Annotated in this window: 13 protein-coding genes; all 13 read right to left on the bottom strand. The window is 46.5% G+C overall.

Going from position 1 to position 15,913, the window contains the following annotated elements; all coding sequences use genetic code 11:
• Positions 1-8: 8 nt before the first annotated feature.
• A complete protein-coding gene (queF, locus tag GT575_RS05915) occupies positions 9-503 on the bottom strand; it encodes a preQ(1) synthase (protein ID WP_015533158.1) in 495 nt (164 codons plus the stop codon).
• Between the two features lie 59 nt (positions 504-562).
• Positions 563-1,783, bottom strand: a complete 1,221-nt coding sequence (locus tag GT575_RS05910; RefSeq protein WP_015533159.1) for an aspartate aminotransferase family protein — start codon at positions 1,781-1,783, stop codon at positions 563-565.
• Positions 1,784-1,992: 209 nt separating this feature from the next.
• Positions 1,993-3,753 (bottom strand): ABC transporter ATP-binding protein, encoded by a 1,761-nt coding sequence (locus GT575_RS05905; protein ID WP_161171698.1) that lies wholly within the window; start codon positions 3,751-3,753, stop codon positions 1,993-1,995.
• On the bottom strand, positions 3,746-5,482 hold the full coding sequence (locus tag GT575_RS05900; protein WP_161171697.1) for an ABC transporter ATP-binding protein: 1,737 nt from the start codon (positions 5,480-5,482) through the stop codon (positions 3,746-3,748). Before GT575_RS05900 ends, GT575_RS05905 begins: the two co-directional genes overlap by 8 nt.
• A gap of 187 nt (positions 5,483-5,669) precedes the next feature.
• Positions 5,670-6,419 (bottom strand): YebC/PmpR family DNA-binding transcriptional regulator, encoded by a 750-nt coding sequence (locus GT575_RS05895; protein ID WP_015533161.1) that lies wholly within the window; start codon positions 6,417-6,419, stop codon positions 5,670-5,672.
• Between the two features lie 46 nt (positions 6,420-6,465).
• On the bottom strand, positions 6,466-7,266 hold the full coding sequence (locus tag GT575_RS05890) for a hemolysin family protein (RefSeq protein ID WP_015533162.1): 801 nt from the start codon (positions 7,264-7,266) through the stop codon (positions 6,466-6,468).
• 30 nt (positions 7,267-7,296) lie between these two features.
• The gene (locus GT575_RS05885; RefSeq protein WP_055144003.1) at positions 7,297-7,641 is read right to left on the bottom strand and encodes a type II toxin-antitoxin system PemK/MazF family toxin; all 345 of its coding nucleotides are present in this window, start codon (positions 7,639-7,641) and stop codon (positions 7,297-7,299) included.
• A 103-nt stretch (positions 7,642-7,744) separates the two neighbouring features.
• Positions 7,745-8,917: an alanine racemase gene (gene alr, locus GT575_RS05880; protein WP_242849635.1), complete on the bottom strand. Its 1,173-nt coding sequence runs from the start codon at positions 8,915-8,917 to the stop codon at positions 7,745-7,747.
• The gene (locus tag GT575_RS05875) at positions 8,901-10,421 is read right to left on the bottom strand and encodes an NAD(P)H-hydrate dehydratase (protein WP_161171696.1); all 1,521 of its coding nucleotides are present in this window, start codon (positions 10,419-10,421) and stop codon (positions 8,901-8,903) included. Before GT575_RS05875 ends, alr begins: the two co-directional genes overlap by 17 nt.
• A gap of 88 nt (positions 10,422-10,509) precedes the next feature.
• Positions 10,510-11,799, bottom strand: a complete 1,290-nt coding sequence (gene ftsZ, locus GT575_RS05870) for a cell division protein FtsZ (RefSeq protein WP_022217215.1) — start codon at positions 11,797-11,799, stop codon at positions 10,510-10,512.
• A 125-nt stretch (positions 11,800-11,924) separates the two neighbouring features.
• The gene (locus GT575_RS05865; RefSeq protein ID WP_055279855.1) at positions 11,925-13,376 is read right to left on the bottom strand and encodes a cell division protein FtsQ/DivIB; all 1,452 of its coding nucleotides are present in this window, start codon (positions 13,374-13,376) and stop codon (positions 11,925-11,927) included.
• 24 nt (positions 13,377-13,400) lie between these two features.
• A complete protein-coding gene (locus GT575_RS05860) occupies positions 13,401-14,546 on the bottom strand; it encodes an FtsW/RodA/SpoVE family cell cycle protein (RefSeq protein ID WP_022217213.1) in 1,146 nt (381 codons plus the stop codon).
• 5 nt (positions 14,547-14,551) lie between these two features.
• On the bottom strand, positions 14,552-15,913 hold the full coding sequence (gene murD, locus GT575_RS05855; protein WP_055223901.1) for a UDP-N-acetylmuramoyl-L-alanine--D-glutamate ligase: 1,362 nt from the start codon (positions 15,911-15,913) through the stop codon (positions 14,552-14,554).

The raw sequence follows: 15,913 nt of genomic DNA, 5'->3' as shown, positions 1-15,913 counted from the left end.
AGACCCAATTATCTATTGTCAACTTTCTCAGGGTAGAGGTCGTGGTTTGCCAGACGGTTCCAGGCAACCTCCTCCCACTTTGTTCCCGGTCTGCCGTAATTGCAGTACGGGTCTATGGAGATTCCTCCCCTCGGTGTGAACTTACCCCACACCTCGATGTACTTTGGATCCATCAGTTTTATGAGATCCTTCATGATGATGTTCATACAGTCCTCATGGAAGTCTCCGTGATTTCTGAAGCTGAATAGATACAGTTTCAGCGACTTGCTCTCCACCATCTTCTCGCCTGGCACATATGATATGTACACCGTTGCGAAGTCAGGCTGTCCGGTGATCGGACAGAGGCTTGTGAACTCAGGACAGTTGAACTTTACAAAGTAGTCGTTGTCCGGATGCTTGTTGTCAAATGTCTGGAGCATCTCAGGTGCATAGTCCATGCTGTACTTTACGTCTTTATTTCCAAGGAGGGTCACACCCTCCATCTCTTCTTTACTTCTTCCCATTATGGTCTCCTATATTACTTTTATGATTCATGCTTATTCTGCTATATGATCACGCTGTATTACTGCTCCTGCAGTGCTTCTGTCACAGACTTGATGAGCAGCTTAACAGCCTCGTCACAGTGCTCCTTCTTAACGATAAGTGGAGGTGCGATCCTTATGATGCTGTCTCTTACCGCTGTTATGAGGAGCTTGTTCTCAAACGCTCTGTGCTTTACTTCAAATGCGATAGGCTTGTTGAACTCAACGCCTATAAGAAGACCACGTCCTCTGATCTCCTTGACACAAGGAAGTGCCTTGAGTTCCTCCATGAAGTATGCTCCTACTTCCTTTGCATTCTCGTAGAGCTTGTTATCCAGTATCTCATCTATCTCTGCAAGCGCCGCTGCACAGCACACAGGGTTGGCTGCGTATGTTGAACCGTGGGCACCAGGTGTAAATGCTGCTGCTATCTTGGTGCTTGTACACATCGCGCCTATAGGCATACCGCCCCCGATGGCCTTTGCCATGGATACCATGTCAGGCTTTACGCCATATGTCATATATGCCATGATGTCTCCGGTTCTTCCCCATCCGGTCTGAACCTCGTCGAACATGAGGAGCATGTTCTTCTCATCACAGAACTCACGAAGTCCTTTAAGGAACTCAGGGTCTGCAGGGTATACACCACCCTCGCCCTGTACAGGCTCTACCATGATTCCTATGGTGTTCTCATCGCATTTGCTCTTGAAGTCCTCAAGGTTGTTATACTCTGCATATGTGAATCCCGGAAGGAGTGGTGCAAATCCCTTGTGGCAGGCCGAATCAGGCTGGCCTGTTGCCGACAGTGCACCGTATGTTCTTCCGTGGAAGCTGTTCTTCGCTGTCACGATCTTATATCTGTCCGGTCCGTAATTGTCCACGCCGTACTTTCTAGCCATCTTGATCATGGCTTCATTTGCCTCTGTTCCTGAGTTCTGGAACACGATCTTCTCCATGCCTATGGTGTCGCACACCTTCTTTGCAAGGAGGATCATTGGAAGTGTATATGCATAGTTTGATGCATGTATTACATTTGCCGCCTGGTCAGCTATGGCCTTTGCAACCTTCTTGTTGGCATTTCCCGCGCTGCTTACCGCTATTCCTGCGAAGAAGTCGAGGTATCTGTCGCCGTTCTCAGCGTACACATACATGCCATCGCCCTTCTCCTCTATGAATTCCCATCTTCTGGACTGCTCTGCCAGATATGTATCTACTATCTCTAAAAGTTCTTCTCTTGTATAACCTGATTCACTAACCTTCATCTTTCTCTCCTTTTGTATACTCTCCGGTATATCTGCAAATATCCGCCCATATTATAACAGGCATTCCGCATACATTATATACACAAAGCCCGCCACTGGCAAGCGTTCGTGAAATATAACAGATAAATGCTTTAACCACCGTTAAAAAGGACTGTACCGTGAGGTATACCTCAAAGCACAGCCCTTTTATATTTATGCATTTCTCTGTATTATCTTGCAAACTGGGAATTGTACAGATTCGTGTAGAAGCCGCCCTTTGCAAGCAGTGTCTCGTGATTTCCCTGTTCGATGATGTGTCCGTCCTTCATGACGAGGATGACATCCGACTCCTTGATGGTTGACAGTCTGTGTGCAACCACGAAGCTTGTTCTGCCCTTCATCATCTTGGCAAACGCCCTCTGTATCCTTATCTCAGTTCTTGTATCTATGGATGATGTTGCCTCATCCAGTATGAGCATAGGTGGAAGATCAAGCATAACCCTTGTGATACATAGGAGCTGCTTCTGTCCCTGTGACAGATTGCCTCCATCCTCTGTTATATATGTGTTATAGCCATCAGGAAGTCTCTTGATAAAGCTGTGTGCATGTGACTGCTTTGCAGCCTCGACGATCTCCTCATCCGTTGCGTCCGGTCTTCCGTATGCTATATTGTCCCTTATCGTGCCACTCTTAAGCCAGGTCTCCTGGAGCACCATTCCGTAGTTGCCGCGGAGGCTCTTTCTTGTGACCTCTCGTATGTCATATCCATCCACGGATATGCTTCCCGCATCCACATCATAGAATCTCATGAGCAGGTTGATGACTGTACTCTTACCACAGCCTGTAGGTCCTACTATGGCTATCCTCTGTCCATCCTTCACATTCAGGTTGAGGTTCTTGATGAGCTCCACATCTTTGTTGTATGAGAAGTCAACATTCTTAAGGTCCACCTCACCGTGAACGTCTGTGAGCTCGTGTGCGCCAGCAGGCTCTGCAGCCTCTGGGTCCTCGTCTATAAGCTCAAACACTCTGGCAGCGGATGCCAGCGCGTTCTGAAGCTCTGTGACAACGCCTGATATCTCATTGAACGGCTTTGTATACTGATTTGCATAGCTCAGGAAACTTGTGAGCTGTCCAACTGATATAAAGCCCTTTATAGCTGTTATGGCACCTATGATTCCAACGCCTGTGTACACGAGGCTGTTGACAAATCTTGTACTAGGATTTGTTATCGATGAGAAGAATGTAGCCTGAAGTCCTGCCACATTAAGTCTTCCATTGACCTCCTGGAATCTGTCGCAGGTCTCATCCTCCATGGAGAATGCTGTGACTACCTTCTGGTTCTCAACCATCTCATTTACAAGGGATGTGAGCTCACCCTTGATCTCAGCCTGCTTCCTGAACATACTGTATGTTCTCTTTGCTATGAATGACGCAACAAAGAGTGATACCGGAGTGATACATACGACCACAATGGCTATGATCCAGTTGATCGACAGCATGAAGCACAGTGTTCCTACTATAGTCATAACTCCTGTAAATAGCTGTGTAAATCCCATCAGAAGTCCGTCTGAGAACTGGTCTACGTCAGCTATGATCCTGCTGACTATGTCTCCGTGTGTATGTGAATCCACATATGAGAGCGGCAGGCTGCCAAGCTTCTCATATGCCTTTGTTCTTACATCATTAACCACCCTGTATGTGATTATGTTGTTGAGGACGTTCATGATCCACTGTGCAACAGCCGTTATGATGACCACCACAACAAGCTTTGCAAGCATTCCCTTAAGTCCTGTGAAATCTACTTTTCCCGGTCCAACGACCCTGTCAACTGCATGTCCCATGATGATAGGTGCATACAGTGTGAGCACGACCGATATTGCTGCACATATGAGAGACAGAACCACGAGGAACCTGTATCTCTTGATATACTTCAGTATTCTGAGTATCGTCTTTTTATTTACTGATTTATTCCCTTTATCTTTACTCATGAGACAGTTCCTCCTCCGAAAGCTGTGACTGACATATCTCCCTGTATATCTCACAGTTAGAAAGCAGCTGCCGATGGGTTCCTATCCCGGCTATCTGACCATCATCCATGACGATGATCTTATCCGAATTCATGATGGTCGACGCTCTCTGTGACACAAGGAATACAGTCATGCCCTTTGTCTTCTCCCTGATTGCTTTTCTGAGAGCCGCATCAGTTGCAAAATCTAGCGCCGATGCGCTGTCATCCAGTATCAGTATCTCAGGCTTTCTGACGACCGCTCTGGCTATGGTAAGCCTCTGCTTCTGTCCACCCGACAGGTTCTTGCCCCCCTGGGTGATCTTGAAGTATATTCCATTCTCCTTGCCGTCTACAAACTCCTTGGCCTGGGCTATCTCAAGCGCCTCGTCTATCTCTGCTTCAGTCGCATCCTGCTTGCCCCACCTGATATTGTCTGCTATTGTTCCGGCAAACAATACAGCCTTCTGCGGTACCACTCCGACCTTATGCCTGAGCTCGTCCAGGGTGTAGTCCTTTACGTCAACTCCGTCTATGCACACGCTTCCCTGGCTGGCATCGTAAAATCTTGGGATCATGTTTACAAGAGAACTCTTTCCTGAACCCGTACCGCCTATGATTCCCACAGTCTCGCCCGGTGCCACGTCAAATGTTATATCTGACAGGGAATCTGCTCCGGCCCCAGCATATCTGAGATTTGCATCCCTGAAGCTTACCTTTACAGCATTTGCCGGTGATCCTGCTGCCTTGCCTGATCCATCCGTTATGGATGGCTGCTGATCCATGACCGCATTTATTCTCCTTGCGCAGGCAACAGCCTTGGTGATCGTCACGATAAGGTTTGCGAGCTTGATGAGCTCGACGAGTATCTGTGACATATAGTTGACAAGTGCGACGACCTTTCCCTGTGTGATGATTCCCGCATCTGTCTGTCCCGCTGCGATCCAGATTATAGCTGCGGTTGAGAGATTGATTATCACATAAGTGACAGGATTCATGAACGCTGATATACGTCCTGCAAGGAGCTGGAACTTCATCAGGTCATCCGTGGACTTGTCAAACTCCTCAAATTCCTTGTCCTGTCTGTTGAAGGCTCTGATAACTCTCGCGCCCTCAAGTCCCTCACGGGTGAGCAGTGTGACTCTGTCCAGTCTGTTCTGCACCTTCTTGAACAGAGGTATGCTGAGTGCCATAACACCGAACACAACAATTGAAAGTGCCGGTATGGTCACCACAAATGTCATGGCCGACTTCACGTCGATGGTGAATGACATGATCATGGCACCGAACACTATGAACGGTGAACGGAGGAACAGTCTGAGCACCATGTTGACTCCTGTCTGTACCTGGTTCGTGTCACTGGTCATTCTCGTGAGCAGTGTGGATGTTCCTATGCTGTCGATCTCTGTGTATGAAAGTGATGTAATATGCCTGAACAGATCATTTCGAAGTGCTGTTCCAAATCCTGTAGCAGCCTTTGCCGAAAAATACTGGGCGGTGATAGAACACACCAGACCGATAATTCCCAAAAGTATCATGACGAGACACATCTTCACAACGTAGCTTATGTCACGCCCTGCTATACCGACATCGATTACATTTGCCATGACGATCGGGATAAGCAATTCAAATGTTGCCTCCAACATCTTAAAAAGCGGGGCAAGTATGGACTCTTTCTTATAGCCCTTAAGATATCTAAGTATTCCCTTCATCTCTTCTCCTAACAATACTCATTCCGTATATAACAGACACAGATACCATCCATGTCGTCATTACTCAAATAGAACTTCCACACCATATATAAGGTGCGGAAGTTCTATTTCAAGCTATGCTGCAATGGCGCTGATTATCTGAGTAATTGTCTGTTACCAATGTTATCATATCCCTTGCAATTATATATCAGTCCTCATCGTCCTCTTCCGGAAGATTTGCATTGTGATATACTGCCTGAACGTCATCGTCCTCCTCAAGCATATCTATAATCCTTGTGAACTTCTTGACAACCTCAGGATCGTCTATATCAACATAGTTCTGAGGTATCATTGTGAGCTCAGCCTCAGCCATCTTTATGCCTTCCTTCTCAAGGCTCTCTCTTACCTGCGAGAAATCCTCAGGTGCTGTGATGATCTCGTAGCTGTCATCCTCGTCTGAGAAATCCTCAGCTCCTGCATCCAGTGCCATCATCATGAGGTCGTCTGCATCTATATCACAGTCTTCCTTTGCAATGATGATCTGTCCCTTGTGATCAAACATATATGATACACAGCCTGTTGTACCTACGTTACCGCCACCCTTTGTGAAGCAGTTACGCACATTGGCTGCTGTTCTGTTCTTATTGTCCGTAAGAGTGTCTACTATGATGGCGGTACCGTTAGGACCGTAGCCTTCATATGTATTCACTACATAGTTTACTGAGTTTGCATCTCCTGCCGCTCTCTCGATACCACGCTTGATAGTATCGTTAGGCATGTTGTTTGCCTTTGCCTTGGCGATTACATCACGAAGCTTACTGTTGTTCTCAGGATTTGCTCCGCCTTCCTTTACTGCTACCACGATCTCCTTACCAATGATTGTGAAGATCTTACCCTTTGCTGCATCGTTCTTTTCCTTCTTGTGCTTGATGTTCGCAAATTTTGAATGTCCTGACATCGTTAATTCTCCTCTTTCTCTTGATTACTAGTTACGTATATTAACACTATTGCGGTGTTTTTTCAACCTTTGTGATCTTTACCTCATCGATCATGTTGTTATTTACCGACAGGGAAGTGAATCTGTAGTTCTGATACACTATCTCTATCTCCTCATCCGCATATGGAAGTCTCCCCAGCTCATACAGCAGAAATCCGTTCAGCGTCTGGAAGTCCTCGTCCGGGAATTCTATCCCCAGAACGTCACTCAGCTCATCCAGTTCAGCCTTACCACTGACTATGTACATATCGCCACGCTTCTTGATATCCTCGCTGGCGTCATCGTACTCGTCAAGTATGTTGCCGACTATCTCTTCCAGAATATCCTCCATGGTCACGATTCCCTCTGTCTGACCATACTCATCCACAACTATGACCATATGTATCTTTGCCGTCTGCATCCTGCGGAACAATTTTGCTATGTTGTACGTAGGATGTACAAATGTAGCCTCAACCATGATCTCAGCCAGTGATTTCGTCTTATCGCGCAGATATTCCTTCACAAAATCCTTGAAATAGATTATTCCAACTATGTTGTCAAGATCACCGTCATACACCGGATATCTTGAATAGTTATTCTCTATCATTATCTCCATGACTTCGTCCAGATCAGAGTTCTTGTCTATAGCCATGACGTTCAATCTGGCCGTCATCACATCTCTGCTCTCCTTGTCAGTGAACTCAAATATGTTTGTAATAAACTGGGCCTCAGAGTCCTCTATAAGTCCCTGCTCATTTCCCTCGTTCACCATGGATATGATCTCTTCTTCTACCTTTTCCTCTTCTGATTTTTTGTTAAAAATCTTCATATAATAGTCTGTATCACCTCATATATTATTTTATGCCAGTTCAAGACTTATCTTCAGAGCTTCATCAACGCGCCTCAGCACATCAGCGTCAACGTGACACACCTTTTCTTTCAGGCGCTGTTTGTCTATAGTCCTGAGCTGTTCCAACAATATGACGGAATCCTTCGCTATATCACAGCTTGAAGAATCAAGCATGATATGTGTTGGAAGTTTTGGCCTCTTCATCTTGCTGGTTATCGCAGCTATTATGACCGTGGAACTGTGTCTGTTCCCAGCCTCATTCTGAACTACTATAACAGGTCGTATGCCTCCCTGCTCCGATCCAACCACCGGTCTTAGATCCGCGTAATAAATATCCCCACGTCTGATCACCAATTCTGTTCACCCCACAAATACTTTCATTGAATGTGGCTATATACTTATATAGTATGTATTCCACTCTAAAAAAAGTATTGCCCATGACAGTACCGGTTATTCGTTAATCCAGAAGATAGTTTACCTGTCCAAGCTCTCTGCCGTCCCTTATGTATGTTCTCGGAACTCGTCTTGATATGTTACATACCAGCTCGTAATTAAAGCTGTTGGCAGGCGCTGCCACCTCCTCGACAGTTACCTCTCTGTCTCCATCCTGTCCGATGAGAGTTACGTCATCTCTTACTTTTACACCATCAATGTGGCTCACGTCAACCATGAACTGATCCATGCACACCCTTCCGATGATCGGAGCATACTCTCCATGGATGATAACTCGGCCTATATTGGACTGTGCTCTTGGGTATCCATCGGCATATCCTGCCGACACCGTCGCAACCTTTATATCATGATCCGCTATATAGGACCATCCATATCCTATACCTGTTCCGGCTTTTACGTCCTTCACAAATATAACCTTGGACATAAGTCTCATAGCAGGTTTCAAAGCCGCTATATTCTTATCTACCTCATCTGATGGATAAAGTCCGTATGTGACTATTCCCGATCTGACCATATCAAAATCCGAATTGTCCATCTCCATGATACCCGCACTGTTAGATATATGCCTTACAGGTATGTGTATTCCAAGTGCCTCAAGCTGGCTGTTTATCCACCTGAACTTCTCAAGCTGACCATTTGCAGCGGTCTTGTCGAGTTCATCAGCCTTTGCGTAATGGGTAAATATCCCCTCTATCTCTATGCCCGGCATCTGACTGATCTTTTCTATGTTCTTCACGCCATCTTCATCACATGTGAATCCGATTCTTCCCATGCCTGTATCGACCTTGATATGGATCTTTGCCTTTGTATTCATGCTCACCGCCAGATCCGAGAGCTTCTGTGCATCGTCCACCTCATACATGGCAGGTCTAACATCATATCTGAGAATCAGTTCGTAATCCGAGGGATCTGTGTAGCCCAGTATCAATATGGGCTTATCTATATTTGCTCTTCTGAGCTCCAAAGCCTCATCGATGAATGCCACTGCAAAAAAATCCACCAGATCATCAAGTGCCTCTGCCACCTCGACAGCGCCGTGTCCATAGGCGTCTGCCTTTATGACCGCCAGCATCTTCTTATCACCGTCTATAAGCCTCTTCATAGCCGTGATATTATCCCTTATATTGTCAAGATTTATCACAGCCTGCACTCTGTTAAAGTTACTGTTGTCCATCATGTTCTGCTCCTTTTATAACCTCCGATATAGCGCTCACTATATCCCTGGCTATCATTGCATTTCTTCCTCTGTGCTCTGCCGCCATATCTCCTGCCAACCCATGTATATATACTCCCAGCTTCGCAGCCTCATACGCACCAAGTCCGGTGCAGACAAGCCCAGCTATTATCCCGGCAAGCACATCCCCTGCCCCCGCAGTTGACATACCGTTATTACCGGATGTGTTTATGTACACATCCCTGCCGTCACTTACGCATGTTCTGGCATCTTTCAGCGCACTTACAACATTATACTCCATCGAAAAGTCTTTGCACACCTCTAATATATTCTTTTTTATATCCGGTATGGCGACGCCTGTAAGTCTTGACATCTCTCCTATATGTGGCGTTACGATCACCGGTCCTCTGTGTCTTCCAAGAATATCGGGCTTTTCGGATATTATGTTCAAGGCATCCGCATCCGCGATCACGGTCTGCACGGCCTCGCACATAATATATTCCACCATGCTCCTTGCCGCATCGCCTTTTCCTATACCAGGACCGATCAGTATGGCATCCGACCACTCCACGGCATCCCTTGCACACTGCTCCGCTTCATCTTTGTTGCTATAGCACATAAGCACTGCCTCAGGAATTCTTACTCCTGCTATCTCCTTGTTGTCGATATGTGTGTATATCTTCACAAGCCCTGTTCCCATCCTGTATGCAGCCTCCGCCGCAAATGTCATGGCACCAGACATGTCTCTACTTCCAGCTATCACCGCAAGCTTTCCATATGTTCCCTTATTTGATGAATCACTCCGTCCCGGAAGCATGCACAGATCGTCTCTGTTGTAGGAATATGCCACCGGGTGTACTCTGTCCACTTCAGCCTGTGCAAATCCTATGTCTCTCACAACGACCTCTCCGCTTATCTCGCAGCCGGGATAAAATATCAGCCCTCTTTTATTCAGTCCAAATGTGACCGTCATACCTGCCTTGAATGCACATCCCATGATCTGCCCCGTGCTGGCATCCACACCTGACGGGGTATCTATGGCAACCTTAAAGCCGCCAAGTCCGTTCATCGTCTCTATGGTCTCTCTCCATATTCCCGCCACATCACGCTTGAGTCCGACGCCAAATATTCCGTCCACAACCACATCGTAATCACTGTCAATGATGTGATCCGTCACCTGTATGCCGATTTTTTTCGCTATTTCAAGCTGATATGAAAAGCTGTCGCTTACTCTCGATATTCCATTTATATAACAGACATGGACAATATCTCCCTGCTGGTACAGGAGTCTCGCAAGAGCCAGTCCGTCCCCGCCGTTATTGCCGCCTTCAACAACCACAAGGCACTTTAATTTTCTGTCCGCGTTTATAGACTTCAGTCTGGAATTTATCTCCTCCAGCACGGTGATCGCAGCTCTCTCCATAAGCAGGATCCCTGGCACACCCTTTTCCTCTATGGTCAGCCTGTCTATCTCCTGCATCTCTGTTCGGTCTGCAACATAAAACATATTTCTGCCTCCTTATTGAAGAAAACGGATAATTTCTCTCGAAATTACCCGTTTTATACTTACCTATAAAAATCTTCCGATCTCTTCCTTATCTCTTCTTGAGGAAATCAGGAATCTTGATACTCTCTGTCTTTGGTCTTGACACATGTGCCGGCTCAACTGGTGTTGATGTTACAGGTGTCTGCTGTGCTGGTGTCACAGGTGCTGTGTATGCTGGCTTTGCTGCCGGAGCAGTCTCAGTTGTCTGACCGCCGAGGAACGATGGTCTTGTGCTTGTCTGAGTGCTGTGTGTCCCAAGGCTCTGGCCTGCATATGTAGCAGTCTTTGGCTCTGCAGCAGGTGTTGTTGTAACTGCTGGCTTAGGTGTGGTCATTGTTCCCATAGGAGATGCAGTACCTGCATATCTTGCGGTGACATCGCTCTCGCCTGATCTCTCAAGACCTGTAGCAATGATCGTGATGCTTATATCCTCACCCATGTTGTCATTGTCAACTGTACCGAAGATGATGTTGACTCCATCTCCAGCCTGCTCTGTAAGATATGTAACAGCATCATAAGCCTCAACGATACCAATGTTACCTGAGAAGTTTACGATGATATCTGTTGCACCTGAAACGGTTGTCTCAAGAAGTGGTGAATCCATAGCCTCCTTGATGGCGTCAACAGCCTTGTTCTCTCCGCTTGCTGAACCTATACCGATATGAGCGATACCCTTATCTCTCATAACTGTCTGTATATCTGCAAAGTCAAGGTTGATAAGACCCGGCTTATTGATAAGGTCTGTAACACCCTGAACACCCTGCTGAAGTACCTGATCTGCCTTCTTCAGCGCATCAGGAATACTTGTTCTCTTATCACAGATCTGAAGGAGCTTGTCGTTAGGGATAACAATAAGTGTATCCACATTCTCCTTAAGTCTCTCTATACCTTCGATCGCGTTTCTCATACGAGGCTTACCCTCAAAACCAAATGGCTTTGTGACAACTCCGACTGTGAGGATACCAAGGTTACGTGCCATCTCTGCAACGACAGGGGCAGCGCCTGTTCCTGTTCCACCACCCATACCACATGTTACGAATACCATGTTGGCGTCCTTGATGATGTCTACGATCTCTTCTCTATTCTCCTCTACAGCGCTGGCACCGATCTCAGGCTTTGCACCAGCACCAAGACCCTTGGTAAGTTTCTCACCTATCTGGATCTTTGTTGTAGCTCTGCTGAGTGAAAGAGCCTGCTTATCTGTATTGATAGCGATAAGTTCCACTCCCTCAACATTCTCATCGATCATTCTGTTAACAGCATTGTTACCTGCACCGCCGACACCAATTACAAGAATCCTTGCCGGTGTTCTCTCGTCATTTGATTTTATCTCAAGCACGGTTGCATCCTCCTTATATACTTATTCTTTATCCATCAATCATTGTCATCTGCTCAAAAGCTGACCGTTTTATCGCATTAGTACCTATATAATACGATTTTTTATATCATTACGCAAGAAATTTTTTATTTATTTTCTTTAAAGATAACGTTCCTCTGCGATTCACTGTAATTCGACATATCAAGAGTTCCCTTTTTACCCTTCACGCTCTCAAGTATGCTCTCAAGATTCATGAATTTCGTCTCCAGGTTTTCACCGTCGCCGATCCTGATCTTTATTCCATCCTTGTGAAGTATGAGATTCTGATCTGTGTCATAAGTAATCTTGTCTATCTGTATTCCGCTCTTGTAAATGAGCTGTGTCATAGTCAGTATCTCCTGGAAGAATCCCGAATCGCCGACATCAAGCTTCTTTCCCTGCTCCACGCTGTCACTTGTAAGTCCCTCTATACAAGGAACATCATCAAGCTTTGCATCGGATATCTCGAGCACGATACCGTCGCCATCAAAATATGCATACTGATCGTTGTACTTTATGCAGCCCGCCATGGCCTTCTCGTACACCGTGATCTCTACTGAATTCCTGTTCACATATGTGACGTCTATCTTATCTATAAAGGTTACATCCTGGGCAGGATTCAGTCTGCTCTCAAGTATAAACAGCAGCGTATTGCCATAATTCTTACCGCCGGTCACGATATCGACCATCTGTTGGTCAGTGTAGTGATCAGTTCCGGTCACTTTTATGGACTTCAATTTATAACATGTACGTATGTATACAAACGCTATAGCACACAGCACCACCAGAATGAGAAGTATCTTGAGAACTATCTTGAATATCCTTGCTGCCTTCTCACGTCTCGCCTTTCTTCTGGCAAGTTTCTCCGCCTGCAGCTTCTTCTTTCTCTCTATCTCCTCCGGGGTAAGCTTTCTGCGCTCTTTTTTGCGTTTTTTCTTGTTCTTCTTTTTTGCAGCAACCGCCTGATCTTGCTTACGCCTGCGTCTCTCCTCGGATCTGCGTTTTTCTGCATCCTCTCTGCGCATCCGGTCATCCGGTCTGCGACGCTCTCCATCCTGTCTCCTGCGCACCTGCTCATCAGATCTGCGACGCTCTCCATCCTGTCTCCTGCGCACCTGCTCATCAGATCTGCGGTGCTCTCCATCTGGTCTCCTGCGCACCTGTTCGTCAGATCTGCGGCGCTCTCCGTCTGGTCTTCTGCGCACCCGCTCGTCAGATCTGCGACGCTCTGCGTCTGGTCTTCTGCGCGCCTGTTCGCCTGTTCTGCGGTGCTCCCCATCAGGCCTTCTGCGCGCCTGTTCGCCTGTTCTGCGGTGCTCCCCATCAGGCCTTCTTCGTGTCTGCTCATCCGTCCTGCGGCGCATATCTCCGTCTGCTCTCCGCTGTCCATTGCGGCTATCTGTCTGCTGTCTTCTCTTATCAACCGGAACCTTGACCCTTCCGTCGAGGCGTTTTCCGGTCATGACATCCACATAGCCGCTTTCACGTCTGGTCTGCGCAACATCAACATTTCTGCTCATTCTATTTTTATTAACATTTCGTCTATTGTTGTTTTCCATTCAAATCTTCCTTTAAAGGATCTGTCATATGTCTGTTTCGTCATACGAAATTCCTCTGGATACGGACATCACTATCCCCATCTCCATCAGAATGAAAATTATCGAACTTCCGCCATAACTGACAAATGGCATCGGCACACCTGTCGGCGGAATGGTATTCGTGACAACACTCACATTTATCAGCAGTTGGACCGCCACATGTGCCATCACTCCCGCTGTGAGCATGCTTCCAAATCTGTCTCTGGCATTCATGGCCGTCACAGCCATCCGCCTAAGTAATATAAGAAAAATGATAAGTATAAATGCCGCTCCGACAATTCCGAGCTCCTCACACACGACTGAGAATATCATATCATTATGTGACTCCGGAATAAACCCCATCTTTTGGACACTTCTCCCAAAGCCCACTCCAAACAGTCCACCGGAACCAACGGCATATAACGACTGAACCGTCTGATAGCCATCTGCGTAATTTTCAGGATCAAGCCATATCTTGACTCTGTTCGCCCTGTAGCCTGCGAACATTATGAAAAGCACACTCCCGACAACACCAAATATACCGATCAGAACAAAATGTCTGACCCTGGGGCTTCCCACAAACAATATTACAAAAAGGATTGCAAAACAGATTATAGCCGTGCTGAGATTCTCCACACCGATCAGGGCTATGGTGATCACGGGCAGGATCATTACCTTTATAAGGCAGCCCGGTCTGCACAGATTTTTGCTCTCCACGGCAGCCCTCGCCGAGGTGTAGATTATGATCGCCGTCTTGGCATATTCTGATGGCTGAAATCCTATAGGTCCAATATATATCCATCTTGCTGACCCATGGCTGGCCGTTCCTATTATCAGCACCACCACCTGAAGAACAAGTGATGACAGCAAAATGACCGCAGACAGCCTGAGCAGCCGCCTGTAGTCATATCTTGACACTATGTACATGGCGAGGATCGCCAGCAACATATAAAGTGCCTGTCTTTTAAAAAAGTACATCTGATCTCCGTACAGGTCGTACGCCCTGTAACTGCTCGTACTGTATATCATGGCAAGCCCAAATATCAGAATCATCCCCAGCGCCAGGAGCATGGTCACATCCACATATCCTCCCGGACACCGTTTTCGTGCATCTCTCACTCTATCTTCTGAAACCTCAGGACCTCCATGCAATCAGATCACTCCTTATAGCTTCTTACATACTCCTTGAACATATCGCCTCTCTGCTCGTAGTTGTCAAACTGTCCCCAGCTTGCACATGCAGGTGAGAGAAGCACCGCATCTCCGTCAACCGCATTCTCATGGCAATATGCTACCGCATCCTGAAGATTCTCCTCAAATATAATTGAGTTAAATCCATGTCTCTTGGCACAGTCAGCTATCTTCTGCGCAGTCTGGCCTATGAGAACGAGCCACTTTACCTTGCCGTCAAACGCCTCTATCCACTCGTCGTACTCAGAACCCTTGTCATAGCCTCCACCTATGAGGAATGTAGGAGCCACCATGGCCTGTATTCCCTTTATGGCTGCATCAGGGTTTGTTCCCTTTGAATCATTGTAGTATGCGACACCATCGATGGTGTCAACATATTCTATTCTATGAGCAACAGCCTTGAATGATGTTGCAACATCTCTGATAACATCAACAGGGACTCCCATATAATATGATATTCCAACTGCTGCCAGAACATTCTCAACATTGTGAGCTCCCATGAGCTTAAGATCCTTAATGGCAAGTACATTGATCTTCTTATCGCCATCCTCGAGGATGATATCCCCATCCTCTACATATACTCCACCGGCCGGCTTCTCCAGTCTGCTGAAATATACTACATGGCAATGATCCTTTGCCTTCTCTCCCATGGCGCGTGTATGCTCATCATCATAGTTGAGGACTGTCACATCATCCATGGTCTGATTCTTTGTTATTGAAAACTTTACATTTCCATAATTCTCAAATGTATAGTGCCTGTTCAGATGATCCGGAGTCAGGTTGAGTATTGCACTGACATTCGGATGAAAATCTATAACCGTCTCAAGCTGGAAACTGCTTATCTCTGCAACTGTATCTGAATCATCGTCTGTTGTGTCGCACAGCTCTGTGTAAGGTATTCCAATATTTCCCACAACGATGGTCTTGGCATTGTGTGCCTTGACTATCTCTCCCACAAGGGCTGTAGTTGTAGTCTTGCCGTTTGTTCCTGTTATGGCTGCTATCTTACCCTTACCATAATGGTATGCCAGCTCTATCTCACTCCAGATAGGTATTCCCGCATTTCTCACCACATCTGTAAATGGCGCATCAACAGGGATTCCCGGACTGATGACCATGAGCTGTGATGATGAGAGGGCATCCTCTCCAAGCTCACCGAGTTCTATCTGAACAAGCTCTGAATCGCCTGTCTTCTCCTTTATCGCCTCTATATCTCTGTCCTTGTTCTCATCGAACAGATAAACCTTTACTCCATGATTTACCAGAAGCTTGGTTGCACTGATTCCACTCTTTCCTGTTCCTGCTACTATCGCTGTATTGATCTCCAT

It is taken from the genome of Coprococcus sp. BIOML-A2, from assembly GCF_009875795.1.
In the GTDB taxonomy this organism is placed as follows: Bacteria; Bacillota; Clostridia; order Lachnospirales; family Lachnospiraceae; genus Coprococcus; species Coprococcus aceti.
Note: the sequence above shows the minus strand (reverse complement) of the source record. Positions and strands in the feature narration are given on the sequence as shown.